Annotated in this window: 11 protein-coding genes and 1 pseudogene; 8 read left to right on the top strand and 4 right to left on the bottom strand. The window is 60.1% G+C overall.

The window, feature by feature from the left end:
* Positions 1 to 318 precede the first annotated feature (318 nt).
* The gene (locus F6X37_RS18245) at positions 319 to 1,221 is read left to right on the top strand and encodes a hypothetical protein (protein WP_187612283.1); all 903 of its coding nucleotides are present in this window, start codon (positions 319 to 321) and stop codon (positions 1,219 to 1,221) included.
* The gene (locus F6X37_RS18240) at positions 1,218 to 2,060 is read left to right on the top strand and encodes an esterase/lipase family protein (protein WP_187612282.1); all 843 of its coding nucleotides are present in this window, start codon (positions 1,218 to 1,220) and stop codon (positions 2,058 to 2,060) included. Before F6X37_RS18245 ends, F6X37_RS18240 begins: the two co-directional genes overlap by 4 nt.
* Positions 2,061 to 4,405: 2,345 nt before the next feature.
* Here the strand turns inward: F6X37_RS18240 and F6X37_RS18235 are convergent.
* A complete protein-coding gene (locus tag F6X37_RS18235) occupies positions 4,406 to 5,380 on the bottom strand; it encodes a ParB/RepB/Spo0J family partition protein (protein WP_184061763.1) in 975 nt (324 codons plus the stop codon).
* Complete coding sequence (locus F6X37_RS18230) at positions 5,377 to 6,588, bottom strand: ParA family protein (RefSeq protein WP_184061762.1); 1,212 nt, start codon at positions 6,586 to 6,588, stop codon at positions 5,377 to 5,379. Before F6X37_RS18230 ends, F6X37_RS18235 begins: the two co-directional genes overlap by 4 nt.
* Before the next feature lie 1,046 nt (positions 6,589 to 7,634).
* On the opposite strand from F6X37_RS18230, the gene F6X37_RS18225 reads away from it, so the two are divergent.
* The gene (locus F6X37_RS18225) at positions 7,635 to 9,038 is read left to right on the top strand and encodes a replication initiation protein (protein ID WP_167368809.1); all 1,404 of its coding nucleotides are present in this window, start codon (positions 7,635 to 7,637) and stop codon (positions 9,036 to 9,038) included.
* 124 nt (positions 9,039 to 9,162) lie between these two features.
* Here the strand turns inward: F6X37_RS18225 and F6X37_RS18220 are convergent, their stop codons facing one another.
* Together F6X37_RS18220 and F6X37_RS18215 are read right to left on the bottom strand one after the other, a co-directional pair.
* Entirely contained in the window at positions 9,163 to 10,659 is a 1,497-nt protein-coding gene (locus tag F6X37_RS18220) for a GntP family permease (RefSeq protein ID WP_187612281.1), read from the bottom strand.
* A gap of 2 nt (positions 10,660 to 10,661) precedes the next feature.
* On the bottom strand, positions 10,662 to 11,705 hold the full coding sequence (locus F6X37_RS18215) for a patatin-like phospholipase family protein (protein WP_187612280.1): 1,044 nt from the start codon (positions 11,703 to 11,705) through the stop codon (positions 10,662 to 10,664).
* 564 nt (positions 11,706 to 12,269) lie between these two features.
* Between F6X37_RS18215 and F6X37_RS18210 the strand changes: the two genes are divergently transcribed.
* The 5 genes and pseudogenes from F6X37_RS18210 to F6X37_RS18195 form a co-directional block, all read left to right on the top strand.
* Entirely contained in the window at positions 12,270 to 12,641 is a 372-nt protein-coding gene (locus F6X37_RS18210) for a GFA family protein (RefSeq protein WP_090810665.1), read from the top strand.
* Entirely contained in the window at positions 12,638 to 12,760 is a 123-nt protein-coding gene (locus F6X37_RS36945; RefSeq protein WP_262419957.1) for a hypothetical protein, read from the top strand. Before F6X37_RS18210 ends, F6X37_RS36945 begins: the two co-directional genes overlap by 4 nt.
* Positions 12,761 to 12,767: 7 nt before the next feature.
* Positions 12,768 to 13,508, top strand: coding sequence for a response regulator (locus F6X37_RS18205; RefSeq protein ID WP_187612279.1), 741 nt, complete (start codon positions 12,768 to 12,770; stop codon positions 13,506 to 13,508).
* Positions 13,505 to 14,848, top strand: a complete 1,344-nt coding sequence (locus F6X37_RS18200) for an ATP-binding protein (RefSeq protein WP_090810663.1) — start codon at positions 13,505 to 13,507, stop codon at positions 14,846 to 14,848. Before F6X37_RS18205 ends, F6X37_RS18200 begins: the two co-directional genes overlap by 4 nt.
* 531 nt (positions 14,849 to 15,379) lie before the next feature.
* A pseudogene (locus F6X37_RS18195) lies at positions 15,380 to 15,799 on the top strand (amino acid permease); the annotation flags it as partial.
* Positions 15,800 to 15,926: the final 127 nt, after the last annotated feature.

Below are 15,926 nucleotides of genomic sequence, written 5' to 3'. Positions count from 1 at the left end.
AGTTCGTCACAGGCATCATGGCCGAACAATGCGCAAGCCGTCAATCGATTCGCGACTTGCTACGGTCATACCGACTCGTTCTATGGTTGCTTCGGCTTCTGTTGATGAAATATACGCATGGCTATTCTGCTGTACTAGTGACGAAATGCCATGGGAAAAAACGCTATAGGTTTCAAGGAATTTTTGTTTCGCCGATGGGTAACGCAACTCTGCGTGAAAAGAAAGTTGGCAATTGCAACGTCGCGGGCCGCCGCCAGCGTTCATCGCTTGAATCGGCGTAGCGCGGCTGCCCTCTCGCACGAACCGGTTCGACGCATCATGACGCGCTCGCTCGCACCGTGGACATCGCGGTGCGCGGCAGTCGCGCTGCTGACCAGCGGTCTTCTGTGCGGTTGCGCGATGGTCACCGTCTGCTCACAAGGCCCGAAGCAGTACATCGCGATGCGCCGCGGCGGCATTCTATCGATCGGCCGTCCGAGCGCCGCGACGCGAGACACCCTGCACATCGCGGCACTCGATGGGAACACCTGCCAACGTGAGCCGCTCGATTGCATCAATACGATCTCGACCGTCGGCGGAATCAATACCGACCGGCGATTGTCGAGCCTCGCCGAACTGTCGTTGCAGATGGCCATCACCAACACGCCGGCCAACGCCAGCGATTGGAGCGACGCGCAATTCGATCTGTGGCTCAGGGCCGCGCGATTCGCGTATGCATTTCTGTTCCTCGGTGAACGCACTGCTGGCGAACGTGCATTCGAAGATCGTCAGACCCAGGTCCGTGACTACTACAACTACGCGGTGCAGGAACTTGCCCACGCGCTGTTTCTGCGTGGCGCGCTCGCTACCGATGCCGGCAACGGCGTGCCGGGCACGCAGTACATCGCAGGCTGGTCCATTCATCTCGACCTGAGCCGAACCCGACTACCCGAAGGGGTGCGCGAACCGCGCGAAGTCATCCCGGCGTCGCGGCTGTCGTTCGCGGGGATACGTAGCATTTATCGACGCGATGGTTTGGGGGCGGGCCTCGTTGCTGTGATGAACGTGCCTCCGCCTGAAGATGATGTCGATGCGGGTGGCGATGCCAGCGCCGACACGCGTGTGTCCACCGCGTCGATGGTCGCGCGAGCGCACCGTTCAACTCCGGCGTGTCGTCAGAAGCCGCGGGACGGCCAAGGCCGGCGTCGCGCTTTTTCCGCGAGATGCCGTCGCCGAACGTGACCGCGTCGATCCTGTTCAGCCAGGGCATGCTCGAACAGGTGCTTGCCTCGCATGAGGTCGTGCTGTTCGTCTATGATCCGTATCGCGAAGACAGTGTCGAGCGACACGGCCAGACTGTGCCACTTTCGGCCAACTTCAGCGCGGGCTACGGCATCTGGCTCGCGCGCTCGGGCTTCGCCGGGCAATCGTTGCGCACGCTGTTTGGACGCGCACACGGTATCGATACGCCCCGCATCTACATGATGCAACCGTTCGATCCCAATCGACGGATCATTCTGATGCTGCACGGCCTCGCGAGCAGCCCCGAAGCATGGGTCAACGTCGCCAACGATATTCAGGGCGATGAAGTGCTTCGCCAGCATTTCCAGGTGTGGCAGGTCTACTACCCGACCAACGTGCCGATTCTGGTCAACCTCGCGCGCATCCGCCGCGCCACGCAACAGACGCTCGCGCACTTCGATCGAGACGGTACGGTGCCGGCGTCGCATGGCATGGTGTTGATTGGTCATAGCATGGGCGGCATTCTGGCGCGGCTGCTCGTGTCGACTTCCGGCGACGCGCTTTGGGCGACGTTCGAGGACAAGTACGTGCCCGAGGGCACCGATATCGATCGCGAGGACGAGCGGCTCGATCGGCTACTGAACTTCACGCCGATGCCGCAAATCGAGCGCGCCATATTTATCGCGGCCCCCATCGAGGCACGCCTTCGCGAGCAACCGGCAGTCGCGCTGGGCGGCCAACCTCGTGCGTCTGCCGCTTGCCCTGCTGAACGAGATCGAGGAAGTGATGCAGACGGCGACGAACATCGAACCGCAGGGACGGACCTTCCATGTGCCTAACAGCATCGAACAGCTGCGCGAAAACGGGCCGCTCGAAGATTCCGACGATGGCGTGGTCCCTGATCGCAGCGCGCATCTTGTGGGCGCGCTGTCGGAGAAGGTGACTGTTGCTGGACACAGTGTCTAGGAGACGCCGCGGGCGATCCTCGAGATTCGGCGGATCTTGCATGAGGATATTGCGCAGATCGATCAGCGCGGGGAGGTTTGCGGGGAGGCTCGGATAGCGAAGTGATGGCGGCGGGGCCAGCTGTCTTTTGCGGCGGCTCGGACTTGGGCTCGGACTTGACGAGCTTGCTGTTGCTGGACTCTGTTCGAATCACTGGTACAGCGTTCCGAATCAAGCCAGCGTGATCGAGGCAGGCGCGGAAGATTGGTTCGAATGAGCGGTCAGGTCAGCGGAACGCTCGAAAGATCGCGACGGCCGCTCGAAATTCTTTCGCTACAAATTACGTATTGAATGTTACGGATTGGCGGGGCACGTGTGTTCATTCTGGCGTGTTGTCGCCGTTTGATGGGAGTGATGGGGTATCGTGCACCAATTTGACTGATTGGCGTGAAACAATGGCGTGCATTGGTGAAAAAAGTCTTTTAAAACAATAGGTTGACACGCATAGAAGACGTTTCGCTATGTTTCACGCCGTGTCGGTTGGCGAGATTGGCCGAAGAATCGAAAATTCTCGCTCGTATTGGCTAAGAGTCACTCATTTTTCGATATTTAGTTCGCAAAAGTTGGCCGTATGTTCGGTCCCCGTATATTGTTAGGTTGCCGATGCGCGACTGCTACGTCTGCTGAAGTTCAAGTTGACCACACGCGTGGCGACTGACAGTCGCTCGCATTGCGGACGCGCGATCGTCTTGCTAATCAATATCACAGGGCGGGCCGGGAGAGACTCCTTATGTTCGCGAGATTTGCGCGCTTGCCCTCACCTATCCTGCCGTCCATCGTCCGACGGATTTCTTGCGGATGATCTGAGAGCAGCGATGTTGATTTCGCGCTGAACGAGTGGTCTGACGCAGGCCCATCCGGGTGGCGTGACATACGATCGGACGGAGATCATTCGTTGCGGTCGAGTCACTCATTACTCCGGTGCTTGCCCAAAAATGATCGGCGCGGTCGCGCTGCATCCCTTCGAATACTTCTATCTGGGTGTCTCCCCTGCGGGTGGGTAGATCGGTAGGCGTGACGACCGACATCAACTATCTTTAGAGTGTCCTCTCTTGACGACGGTGGGATGTTGGTCTAACGCCATTGCGGCCAATTCATCGCGGCCGGCAGGCATTCGCGATTGACTTTCTGGGCGTCGATCGAGACGCTGGATCAGCAACGGGATAATTTGAGGACAAGCTTGCGCCGTGGCGAACACCGTTTGCGGAACTGCGAGTGCATCGTTTGAGAGAACGCGCGATACATGATTCGGGGTCCCTTAACGCGACGTTCCAGTAATAACTGGCTCCCGCCGGATCTTGACGCATGTCGTCTGTTCGCTGAGGCAAGCCCCATTCACAGCCTTCCTTTGCGAGTTTGTTCGTGCCGCTTTCATTGCTAATCGTACGGAACAGCTTTTCCGGCAGAACGACTGCCGACTTTGCGGTCGATAAGCGGTGGCCTCAACGCTGCGCGCGTTCATTGCCTGAGGTACACCGGGAGAGTGAAGCATTCTTGCGGGACGTCGACGATCTTCGCCGAGGTTTGCTGCGGCCGACAGCGCCATCATGAACACAGCTGTTCATGGACACCCATGTGCAATGCACGTCGCGCACTAAGGGCCGCGGCCTTTCTCATTGAGAAGATTGGGACCGACGATAGCGGAGTCGAGTCGTCTCGGGGAAACGCGCTGATGCGGCGTTGGGTTGAGAATGACCGTGGATGGTCTGCCGGAATAGAGTTTACGTTTATAGGACAGAGGGCTGACCCTCCATCCCGTCCGTCATATGTCGCCTGTGCGATTTTGTATGTGCTCCGGGTAATGCGACCGTCAACGAAGCAGCCGAACCCGGCTCAATGGATGCATCAGAAAATCCCCAGTCATTGGCTGTCTCGCTCATGGCGAGCGGCTGACCCGCCGCAGGCGCCTGCGAGATCGCTGCGAACGCAATACTGCGTGAATCGCTCCACGGGTCGTGCAAGGCACAAAGGATGTGCGTTCGCGCGGACGCGGCACGCTTTCATCGGCATCGGGGGTGCGTCGTCAAGAATGTCTAGAGTCTAGACACCGGATGGCGCAAAGGTAGGGCTGCGGGGTGAGTGTCTAGACTCTAGACACTCTTCGAGGTGGACCGATTTGATTGACCCAAAAAAAAGCCCGCACTAAGCGGGCCTTTTAACACTACAACCGAACCACCGATTAGCTCGTCTTCGGCTGCGATTGGAACATCTGTCCGATCAACTGTCGTATCTGAACTTCTTGCGCCTCGGTGATCACTCCGGTCTTGATCTTGATCGTGAAGTTACTCACATCCTTGGTGATGCTCCCAGCGTGCTCTCGTCCCGCGAAAAATTTCTCGATGCTGCGTCCGCTGGTACCACCCGACGTCGTCTGCCGGGTCGCCAGGGCGGTGATTGCCGCCGCGACCTTGCCCTGATCCATTTCGCCTCTCACCAACAGAGGCCAAATTTCGCGAGCGGCTTTAACGCCATCCTCGCCATGCTTTTTGATAGCCGCTGCAATTGCTTGCGCCGCAGTCCCGCCCAATAGTCGCGGTTGAATATCGAGATCTTTCTTGATGAAGTCCGGCAGATTGTCGAACGACAAGAACTGATACAGACCTGCCCGCGACAATCCCATCGCTTCCGCCAGTCGCTTGCGATTCGGGAACTCTGTTTCCGATCGACGAATCGCCACGCCGATTTCATAGTCAGCAAGGTCGTCGCGGCTAATGTTTTCGACCATTGCGAGCACGGCCATATCCGAGTCGGAGCAATCCGCGACCACGGCCTTGATCGTGTCCAGCCCCAACATTTTGTGCGCACGCCAGCGTCGTTCCCCGGCGACGATCTGATAGTCGTCCGCGACACGACGGACCACGATCGGTTGCATCAGTCCAACTTCGCGGATCGACTCCGCAAGCTCGGCTAACTTTGCTTCGTTGAACACGCGACGCGGCTGCCAAGGGTTCGGCAAGATGCCAGCAACCGCCAGTTGCGATGCGACGCCAGTCGATTCCAGTTCCTGCACGCGAAGTTGCGCAACGGCCAGCGCGCCGGCAAGGCCGGGCGCCGTTTGCGTGCGGTTGCTGCGCTTCACCTCGTCCTCGTTGATCGACGAAGTTTTGCGAATGCCCGACGTCTTGGCCAGCAACTGTTCTCGCATATTGCTCATTGCGCGTTCCTCCATTTTTCCGAATAGATCTCGTCGATCCAGCGACAGTAGTCGACGAGAGGTTGCCGCACGCGTTGCAGCGACTTGGCCGCGCTGTGATTGCTACTGATGTCGAAGACGGTCGAGAACGCCAACGCCCCGGTGCTCATCACCGAGCTCGCCGGTACCTCGATCGAATGCAGCCAGTTTTCGTACGCGCTTTGCGCCCACGCGCGCACGATCGGCGCCGACGAGTTCCGCCCATAATCGACCCGCGACAACACCAGCGACACGAAGTCGTACTTCTTGTCCGTCTCGAATTTGATAAAGCTTTTGGACACGTCCGAGAAAAGTCGCCAGAACGACAGCGAGCTGATGAAGTCCAGGTTTTCCGGCACCATCGGCATCACCATGGCATCCGCGGCCATCAGCGCGTTCAGATTGAGGTACGACAGCGACGGCGACGTATCCATGAGAATGTAGTCGTACTTCTTGCGCAGCGGCTCGAGCCCTTGACGAAGCACGGTCCAGAAGCGAAAACCCGGTCGCATCTTTTGCATCGCCGGCAGATGGAACTCTGCTCCAATCAGTTCCGTGTGCGCAGGAATCACGTCGATGCCATCCCAGTACGTCGACTGGACCCGCCCCTCGAGGCCACCTTCGCTGTCCTGGTCGTAGACGTACGGCAATACTGTGTCTTCAGGCGTCACGTCTTTTTCCGCGTACAGTCCACACAGCTCCGAAAGCGACGCCTGCGGGTCGAGATCAACCACCAACACTTTGCGTCCCCGCAGCGACAGCCCCTGGGCGAGGCACATCGTCGTCGTCGTCTTGGCGGAGCCACCTTTGAGCTGCGCGGTGATAATGATCTTCCCGTCTGGCTCCTTCAGGCGCGTGACCAGCGGAGTCTGGTAGATGTCGGAAATCTTTTGTACCCAGATCCGCGCCTCCTCCAGCGTGAAGGTCCGGGTACGGCCCGTGCCTGCCGCCGTGCCCGAAGGCAGTTCTCCGTCGCCTTTTGTCGCGAGATACTGAACCTGCGAGTGTGAGACGTTGCACATCTCGGCAATCTCGCCGGTCTTGAAAACGGGAGCCGTTTTTCGAGGACGCGGAGCCAGAATCGTGTCACGCAGCTCATTAGTGAAAATGGTGACTTTTTCTGCGAACTCACTGATCTGCTCAAAGTGAACGGTTCGGTCTACGGCAGGAAGTTGGCTCGTTCTGACCATTCTGAGGTTTTTCCATAAAATTCCAGAAACCTCAGAATACAGGAAATACTTGAAAATAGCTTTTTAAATTACTGTTTTTATGCGGATTTTCTGCAAATTTTTGTATTTCCAGACCGTTTTCGGTTGCGGAATCGCCGTGGAAACTAAACGAGCCTCGAAACACTGCGTCCTCGAAGGCACAAATGACCTCACCTTTCTTCGCAATCCGGGTAGCGGAGTCGGCACTCCTGCTCGAGACTTAGGCACTTGGTGAGGTCATTTGTGCACTTTCTCATTTCCTGAAAGACCGGTCCGGCGATCTCTTGCACAACCGACCTCACCATTGTTAGATTTTCGCCACCTCCCTGCGAGCGCTCCCCGCACTTAGAACGCAAATGCACAATGAACCTCACCCACAGAAGCGGCAATACACCGGCGCCAAGCCGTCAGGCAGAGGTTCAGCTCATCGCCAAGGGTTGCTAATCACCGTAGCAGCACAACCAACCTCACCTTGGCAACAGCTCTTCCGAACCCACTCAACGTTTCGCACAATCAACCTCACCATGCTGCATCGCGCAATCTTCAGCCGCATTTATTTGCGTGTGCCGGGTTAGTAGGTTTTTTTAAAACCGAGAACAAACCCACAAACCAACGCAACCAAGCACTATTCAATCCATTCAAGCACTTAAGTTCCAAAAGGTGAGGTGCGTTGTGTCGAAGGTGAGGTTCGCTGTGCTCAGAGGTGCGGTTGGTTGTGCAGGAAGGTGAGACCGATTCCCCACCAAGGTGCGGTTCGATGTGTTTGCCACTGCGTCAAATCGCGAAGGTGAGGTGGGTTGTGCAGCTACTGGGAACGAGGTTGAAAGGGCCGTCGCATAAGGCCTTGCAGCGCGAACGCCCGCCCGCAAGGTGAGGTTCTTTGTGAACATGGTGAGGTTCTGTGTGCCGAAACGCGGAAGGGACGCCGAAACGGCCTCCGTCGCGGTCGTTTGATGGTGAGGTTCTGTGTGTTGACAGCTCACCACCGCATGCTTACAGTCCCGGGAGCGAAAAAGTGGATGAAGAACATGGCCGCGGACAATCCGGAAGAGGGCAGGTCGAAAGCGACGTCACGCCAGATGGCGCTCGCGCTGTTCGAAGACATGTTCGATCAGGGATTGCGCATCAACGAGGCCAATCGCGAGATCGGTTATCAGCGCAACGATTTCTTCACCGAAATCGTCAATATGGGGCTGCCGGCGCGGCGCTTTCTCGATGCCGCGTACTTCATCGTCGCACAGGAGCCCGAGCAGCGCGATCAGTACGACGTCGAACTCAACTACTTCAAGTGGCTGATGCGTTACGACAGCCGCAACCTGAAGCACTTGCGCACGATCGCCGACGAAGCTCAGAACGCGAAAGTCCGCGTGACGAATACGCCCGCGGACCGCGATCCCAACGAAAACGATCTGTGGGTGCAGGTTCAGTTGATCGGCATGGTCGGTTTTCATCGCGGACGTATGCGTTTCGACGTCCATCCGCGGCTCGTGCCGCATATCCGCGATCCGCAGAAATCGCATTGGCTGAGCTTGCGCATTTCCACCGCGTTCACGCGCAGTCTCGCGCGCGCGATCTACGACAAAGTGTTGCCCAACGTGCCCGCGGGACGCACCGACTGGATCCAGCTCGAGGAAATGCGCAACTGGCCCGGCAAAATGGGCGCGAATGCCGCCATCTTCAAATACTTCAAGCGCGATTGGCTCGAGCCGGCGGTGCGCGAGATCAACGAAGTGTCGGACGTCGAGATGTCCTATGAGACGCGGACTGCATCCACGACGTCGAAGAAAATCGACCGCATCCGTTTCCTGCTCAAGCGCAAGGACACAGCCGACGCGGTACTCGCGAGCCTCGCCGACGCGAGCCATCTGTACAAGATTCTCACCGACGAATTCGGGCTCTCGACCAAGCAGTTCAGCGAGATTTCGGAGAACCGCGAACTCTGGACCGACGAACGTATCCAGCAGGCCGTCGAATACACGCGCTTCAGGGTCAAGCGCGGCCAGGTCAAGAAGAGCCCCGCGGGCTACCTGATGCGCGCGCTACGCGACAACTGGAAGATCTCCGACGCCGAGCGCACGATGGTCGACGTACAGGCCAAACTGCTCGCCGACGAAACGCAGGAACAGGCGGTCAAGACCGAAACGAGAAAGACCGTGGCCCACAGCATCGCGACGCGCGAAGAAGAAGTGCGCGCACGCATGAACGAGGATTCGCGCAAGGGCCGCGACCATTTCAACGCCGCCGATGCGAAGACGCGCAAGGAACTGATGCATGCGTGGACGACGTCGCGCGAAGGCAAGCTGATGCTGCGTCGGATGAAGCTCGAACCGTCGACGGTCACCGAAGATGCGATTTTCGCGAATACCGAGCTGGTCTGGTATCTGGGGCAGTTCGTGTTCGGCCGGATGAATGCGGCGCGCGCGGCGGCGTGAAGTGAGCCGGAAATCGGCTGCAAAGCAGCCCAAACTGAGCCGACCGGCAAATAGAAAGGGGTCTTGCACTGACGGATAGCAACGTCAGTGCAAGACCCCTTGCTACTTCAGACGCTCAGAACGCTCAGAACGACCCGAACAGCGAGCCCAGCACGATCACCACCACCAGCGCGAGTAACGCGCCGAGAATCCCGACGATCACGATGTCGCGATAGCTTTCGCGGTGGTTCGACCCACACACGGCAAGCAGCGTCACGACCGCGCCGTTATGCGGCAGGCTGTCGAGTGTGCCTGAGGAAATCACGGCGACCCGATGCAGCAGCGCCGGGTCGATGCCGTATTGCGCAGCCAGTTGCAGATAGGTGCTGCCGAGCGCGTCGAGCGCAATGGTGAGACCGCCCGAGGCCGAGCCGGTCAGCGCCGCGAGCAGATTGGTGGCGACCGCGAGCGATACGAGCGGACCACCGCCGATACCCAGCACCCATTCGCGCACGAGCGCGAACGCTGGCAGCGCGGCGATCACCGCGCCATAGCCGACCAGACTGCCGACGCTGAGCACCGGCAGCACCGATGCATTCGCGCCCGCATCGATCGTCTCGCGCAGCGCTGGCAGGCGATGCCGATTGAGCAGCACGAGCACGACGATCGCGACGATGAGCGCCACGCACACGCCCCACACACCGCCGACCGCCGCAAGCGACGTCTCGCCCCAACGGACCTTGGCCAGATAGTCGGCGTCGATGCGCGGCAGTACGATCACGTTCATCACGAAGTTCGTCAGCACGACGAGCACGAGCGGCGTGAGCGCGACGCCGAACGAGGGCAGACTCTCGCTGACATGCCCGCGCTTCGCTTCCTCCGGATCGAAACTCTGCGATACGCTTGCGCGCTCGCGCACGAGGTTGTCGCTGGCCGGCGCCCCGATGGATTTCACCGCCGCCTCGAGTCCGTCGAATCCTTCATTGGCCGCCTTCGCGCGCGATTGCTGCAAGGACAACCACCAGAGCCCGAACACCACCATCACGATACTCGCGATGATGCCAAGCCCAGGCGCCGCAAACGGCGTCGTACCAAAGAACGGCATCGGGATCGCGTTCTGGATAGCCGGTGTGCCGGGCAGCGCGGACATCGTGAACGTCGACGTGCCGAGCGCGATCGCGGCCGGCATCAGACGGCGCGGAATATTGGCGGCCTGGAAGAGGGCGGTGGCCATCGGCGCGAGCACGAAGAACGCCACGAAGAGGCTGACGCCCCCATAGGTGACGAGTGCGCCACCGATCACGACCGCGAGAATCGCCCGATGCGCGCCAAGCTTCTCCGTCATGTAACTGGCGATCGCCTTCACGGAGCCGCTGTCTTCCATCAGCTTGCCGAACAGCGCGCCGAGCAGGAACAACGGAAAGAACTGCGCGAGAAAGCGCGCGGTGCTGAGCATGAAGGTCTGGGTCCAATGCGCGAGAATCGGTTCGCCCGAAATCGCGGCGGCCAGCATCGCGGCGAACGGCGCGAGCAGCAGCACGGTCCAGCCGCGGTACGCGAAGCCGATCAGCAGCGCGAGACTCGCGAGCATGCCGAAAAGCCCTAGACCGATCGCGAGCGGTGACAGGGTGATGACTTCCATGGTCAGACTCCGTCGAGCAACGCGTCGAGATCCAGCGAGGAGCGCACGCCGATCGAATTGCCGTGCTCGGCGAGGAACGCTTCGGCGGCACGCCGGCCTTCGTCGCGCAGCATCGTCAGAAAGCTCCACTCGGCGTTCAGCTTCGACGAGTAGCCGAGTTCGGTCATCAACTCGCTCGCGATCCGATGGATGCGCATCGCCGCCCAATGGCGGCCTTCGTCGCTGCCGGGGTCCGCCGCGCGGCGCAGCAGCGCGATCATGCGCAGCTCTTTCAGCAGTGGCGCGTTGAAGGCAACTTCGTTCAGGCGACTGATGATGTCGCGCGCGGTGCGCGGGGTTTCCTCCCGCACGACGGGATTGACCTGGATCAGCAGCGTGTCGCTCGACGTGCATTCGCGTACCAGCGGCGTCATGGTCGGATTACCGGCATAGCCGCCGTCCCAGTAGTCTTCACCGTCGATCTGCACGGCCTGAAACAGCGTGGGCAGGCAGCCGGAGGCGAGCAGCACGTCAGGCGTCAGGTCGCCATTGCGAAACACACGCGCCTGGCCCGTGCGCACACGCGTCGCGGTGATGAACAGCTTGATCGGCGCGTCGCGCAGATGCGCGAAATCGATCGAGTCCTGCAGAATCTTCGCCAGCGGATGTACGCCGCGCGGGTTCAGGTCGTATGGAGAAAACACGCGCGCCGCGAGGTCCATCGCGATGAAGAGCGGCGAGTAGTCGAGCGTCCAGCGGCCCATCAACACGTCGAACGGGGTACGGCGAAACGGGCTGTACACCGATGCTTCGAATACTCGCCGCCAGAAGGCTTCGAGCGCGGCGCGCGCGCCGGCCGCGCCGTCTGCCTGATAGCCGCTCACCAGCACCGCGGCGTTCATCGCGCCAGCCGACGTACCCGATATTCCTTCGATCCGCAGCCACGACTCTTCGAGCAAACGGTCGAGGACGCCCCATGTAAAAGCACCGTGCGATCCGCCGCCTTGCAATGCGAGGTCGATAAGGGCGGGTTCGCGGTGGGTGGGTTGGTTTTTTGTTGCAGCCAAGACGACTCCGTAGTGAGGAGTGCTCCATTTCGCTAGCTGACGCCGCATGCACGGCGGACGAATGAACTGCTGGCCAATGCTGTGAACTACCGAATGAGGTGAGGCGTGTTTCAAAGGCGAAACATCGCACTGCACCATTGGTATTGGAAGTGGCCGGTGACTAAAAGTCAAGCGTATTCAACTTGATTCACAGAGCTTGCGAGCAACCGGCTCGTGGTCGTCATCGCCCGCTTGCTGGTCACGCCGAGGTCAAAAACAGCGTGTAGGGAGGCCGGCGCGCCCCGTCGCGCCGCTTACATAAGCCGTTCACATAATCATGGATAGGCGGAGTATCTTTGCACGGTTGAGCGCGATAATGCGGTGGCAATCATGCAATCTGCGTTATCCGTTTGCGCGTGCCGCTTAAATGCTAACTCGCGTGTATATCCTCGCTGTTTCGCCTTGCGCTAATCGCCGCGGCGTATTGCAATGTAATGTATCGTCTCGGCCGCCGGATACATTACGACATAATTCGACTGATGAACCGGGCTATAAAGCAGGCATCGTCAAATCACGGAGAGCATCATGAACGCCGGGTTGCTGCAAGGGTCCTGTCACTGCGGGGCCGTCAAGTTCGAAGTTCGCACCGAAATCGTTCCGGCTGGTCGTTGCAACTGCAGCCTGTGCCGCCGCAAGGGCGCGCTGATGACGCCGCTCTTTCCCGCCAGTCAGTTGAAGATTCTGAGTGGCGAGGATTCGCTGACGCTATACCAGTTCAACACGAAGGTCGCGAAACACTACTTCTGCAAGCATTGCGGCATCTATCCTTTTCATCAGACGCGCAAGGATCCGCAGCAATGGCGCGTCAATATCGGCTGCCTCGACGGGGTCGATCCTTACGCGCTCGAAGCCGGCGTGGCCGATGGCGCGAGTCTTTCCGTGCTGGAGGACGCATGAAACGCCTGTTTGCCATCGCTGTGTTCGTGGCGGGCGGCTTCACGGCCGAACTCGCGCATCCGTTGCAGTGTTCATTGATCCAGTCGAGCGGCGTGCAACTCAAACGCCGCAGCAGATAATCCGTCGATGGAAACCTCCGACCACGTACTGATCGTCGATGACGATCGCGGTATCCGTGAACTGCTCGCGGGATACCTCGAGAAAAACGGCGTGCGTGTCTCGCTCGCGGCCAATGGCCGCCAGATGCGCGCCGCGCTCGAGAACGGCGCGCCCGACCTGATCGTGCTCGACCTGATGCTGCCCGGCGAAGACGGCCTCGTGCTGTGCCGTGAGTTGCGCGCGGGCAAGTTCCGCACGGTGCCGATCCTGATGCTGACGGCGCGCAGCGAGGAAGCGGACCGGATCGTCGGCCTCGAAATGGGCGCCGACGATTACCTGACCAAACCGTTCGCCGCACGCGAATTGCTCGCGCGAATCCGTTCGGTGCTGCGCCGCGCGCGCATGCTGCCGCCCGGCATGGAGGTGACGGAGTCGGCGCCGATGCTGTGCTTCGGCGACTGGCGGCTCGACACGACCGCGCGCCATCTGCTCGACGCGGACGGAACCGAGGTGGCGTTGAGCGGCGCGGAGTACCGTCTGTTGCGTGTGTTTCTCGATCATCCGCAGCGCGTGCTCACGCGCGATCAGTTGCTGAACCTCACCCAGGGACGCCAGGCCGATCCGTTCGACCGCTCGATCGATCTGATGGTGAGCCGCCTGCGTCAACGCCTGCGGGACGGCGCGCGCGAGTCGCGCTACATCAAGACGCTGCGCAGCGAGGGCTATGTGTTTTCAGCGGCCGTGACCGCGATCGGAGATCCGCAATGAGCGCATCTCCATCACCGTCGTTGCTGCGCTGGCCGCATTGGCCGCGCACGCTGTTCGCGCGGCTCGCGGTGATTTTGTTCGTCGGGCTCGCGCTCGCGCAGGCGCTGTCGTTCTGGCTCACGATGACCGAGCGCGACCAGACGATGACCAACATCATGATGGGCTACATCGAGCGCGAGGTGGCGAGCTCGGTCGCGCTGCTCGATCATCTGCCGCCCGACGAGCGCGCCCAGTGGCTGCCGCGGCTCGCGCGGCGCAGCTATGAGTTCGTGCTCGGCCCGGGCGTGCCAGGCACCCCGGTCGACGCGAGCCTGTCGGCGCGCGTCGCGCAGTCGATCGGCGATGGCATCGGCACGCGTTATCCGTTGACCGTCAACGCAGTGCCGGGCGATCGCGAGCGTCTGCAGGTGCACCTGAAACTGAGCGACGGCACGCCGCTCACCATCGACCTGCGGCCGATGCCCGGCGCTCCGTTGTCGCGCTGGCTGCCGCTCGTGCTGACGCTGCAGCTGCTCGTGCTCGCGGCCTGCTGCTGGCTGGCGGTACGGCTCGCGACGCGCCCGCTCAATCAGCTCGCAGTCGCGGCCGACACGCTCGGCCCCGACCTGAAGGCCGCGCGTCTGCGCGAAGCCGGTCCGTCCGAAGTGGCGCGCGCCGCGCGCGCGTTCAACGCGATGCAGGACCGGATCGCCACGTACATGACCGAGCGCATGCAGATTCTCGCGGCGATTTCGCACGATTTGCAGACGCCGATCACGCGCATGCGTCTGCGTGTCGACACGATGGACAACGACAGCGAGGCCGCAAAGCTGCGCCAGGATCTGCAGGAAATGGAGGCGCTGGTCAAGGAAGGGGTCACCTATGCGCGCACGATGCATGGCACGACCGAGGTGCCGCGCCGCATCGATCCCGATGCGCTGTTCGACAGCCTGGTCTGCGATTACGTCGACGCGGGTCAGCAAGTGTCACTGCAGGGCCACTTCGGCCAGTCGCTGACGATGCGTCCGCAGGCGTTGAAGCGCATCGTCGGCAATCTGGTCGATAACGCGCTGAGGTACGGCGGCGCCGCGCAAATCGATATAGGGGCGTTGCACGATGGCGAGGCTACCGTGTCGGTGCTCGATCGCGGTCCCGGCATTCCGGTCGAGTCGCTGGAGACGGTGTTCGAGCCGTTCGTGCGGCTCGAAGGATCGCGCAATCGTCAAACGGGCGGCACGGGGCTGGGGCTCGCGATCGCGCGGCAACTCGCGCTCGCGATGGATGCGACGCTCACGCTGCACAACCGCGTCGGCGGCGGTCTCGAAGCGCGGCTGACGTTGAGGAAGTTGCGCGAGTCATAGTTGGACCTCTTGCGGCGCGGAGACGCGGGCGATTCCGTCAGAAAAATTCACAAAGCCCGCCATTATCAAATCGTCATCGGGTTTGGACTATTAATGACCCCCGCGCGCCATTTCGAGCTGTGGCTCTGGTGCTTCTCAGTAGTTCTGAACGACCACCGGTTCAGCTCGCTTCAGCGATTCCCCATCATTTGAGAAAACCGCGGCGGTGATGCGGCAGGTCGCATCATTGTTAAATCATCGATATTCAAAGCGGCTTATCGATGCGAGCGATTCAGATGCGTGGTGAATTGTTAATTCGCAAATTCAACCAGATTCGGCAACGCAGCATCGATGGATTCGATCGCATAGCGAGCCACAGTCCGTTACTTGTCTTCGATAAATTGACAAACGCCAATGGACAGACCATTCTTTTCGTGTGGTGGTTGCAGAGTAGCGCGGCTGATCAACAGCAAGATTGGCCGAGAGACACGTTTCGTTCGAATCTGATTACAGATCCTTGTTAAAAAGGTAACTAAAAGGAATCCGAATGGCTGGCTGATTGCGGGCACGGGCATGTATATGCTGGCCCGCGTGTTTCAGGCGCTGGCCGAACGCAAGCCCGAACTGGACGCCGGCGTGTTTGCGTATGCGAAAGCGGGCTTTGGCGACTATCCGGGTTTTCTCTCCGCATTTGGCTATTGGATCGGTAGCTGTATCGGCAACGTTTCTTATTGGGTGCTGATCAAGTCGACACTCGGCGCGTTTTTTCCCGTGTTCGGCGACGGCAATACGGTCGTCGCGATCGTCGTTGCATCGATCGGCATCTGGCTATTTCATTTCATGATCCTGAAGGGCGTGCAGCAGGCGGCCTTCATCAACAGTATCGTCACGGTCGCCAAGGTCATTCCGATTCTGGTGTTCATCGTGATCCTGATCTTCGGCTTCCGGTTGGACCTGTTCCAGGCCAACCTCTAGGGAAACGCTGATTAATGGAACTCGGCGGTCATCGCTCACGTAGCCGAAGACGTTATAGAAGGCAGCTCACAGAACGGACTCACGAGGATGAAGAGGCAGATCGGCTTCGCGGAAGCGGAAATTG

Origin of the sequence: Paraburkholderia sp. 31.1 (genome assembly GCF_014397645.1) — a bacterium.
Classification (GTDB): Bacteria; Pseudomonadota; Gammaproteobacteria; order Burkholderiales; family Burkholderiaceae; genus Paraburkholderia; species Paraburkholderia tuberum.
Note: the sequence above shows the minus strand (reverse complement) of the source record. Positions and strands in the feature narration are given on the sequence as shown.

Excerpts from the sequence above, each read along its gene's own strand:
- F6X37_RS18210 (WP_090810665.1), top strand. The coding sequence starts at position 12,270 with ATGAACGCCGGGTTGCTGCAAGGGTCCTGTCACTGCGGGGCCGTCAAG.
- F6X37_RS36945 (WP_262419957.1), top strand. The coding sequence starts at position 12,638 with ATGAAACGCCTGTTTGCCATCGCTGTGTTCGTGGCGGGCGGCTTCACG.
- F6X37_RS18220 (WP_187612281.1), bottom strand. The coding sequence starts at position 10,659 with ATGGAAGTCATCACCCTGTCACCGCTCGCGATCGGTCTAGGGCTTTTC.
- F6X37_RS18230 (WP_184061762.1), bottom strand. The coding sequence starts at position 6,588 with ATGGTCAGAACGAGCCAACTTCCTGCCGTAGACCGAACCGTTCACTTT.
- F6X37_RS18200 (WP_090810663.1), top strand. The coding sequence starts at position 13,505 with ATGAGCGCATCTCCATCACCGTCGTTGCTGCGCTGGCCGCATTGGCCG.
- F6X37_RS18225 (WP_167368809.1), top strand. The coding sequence starts at position 7,635 with ATGGCCGCGGACAATCCGGAAGAGGGCAGGTCGAAAGCGACGTCACGC.
- F6X37_RS18235 (WP_184061763.1), bottom strand. The coding sequence starts at position 5,380 with ATGAGCAATATGCGAGAACAGTTGCTGGCCAAGACGTCGGGCATTCGC.
- F6X37_RS18245 (WP_187612283.1), top strand. The coding sequence starts at position 319 with ATGACGCGCTCGCTCGCACCGTGGACATCGCGGTGCGCGGCAGTCGCG.
- F6X37_RS18205 (WP_187612279.1), top strand. The coding sequence starts at position 12,768 with ATGGAAACCTCCGACCACGTACTGATCGTCGATGACGATCGCGGTATC.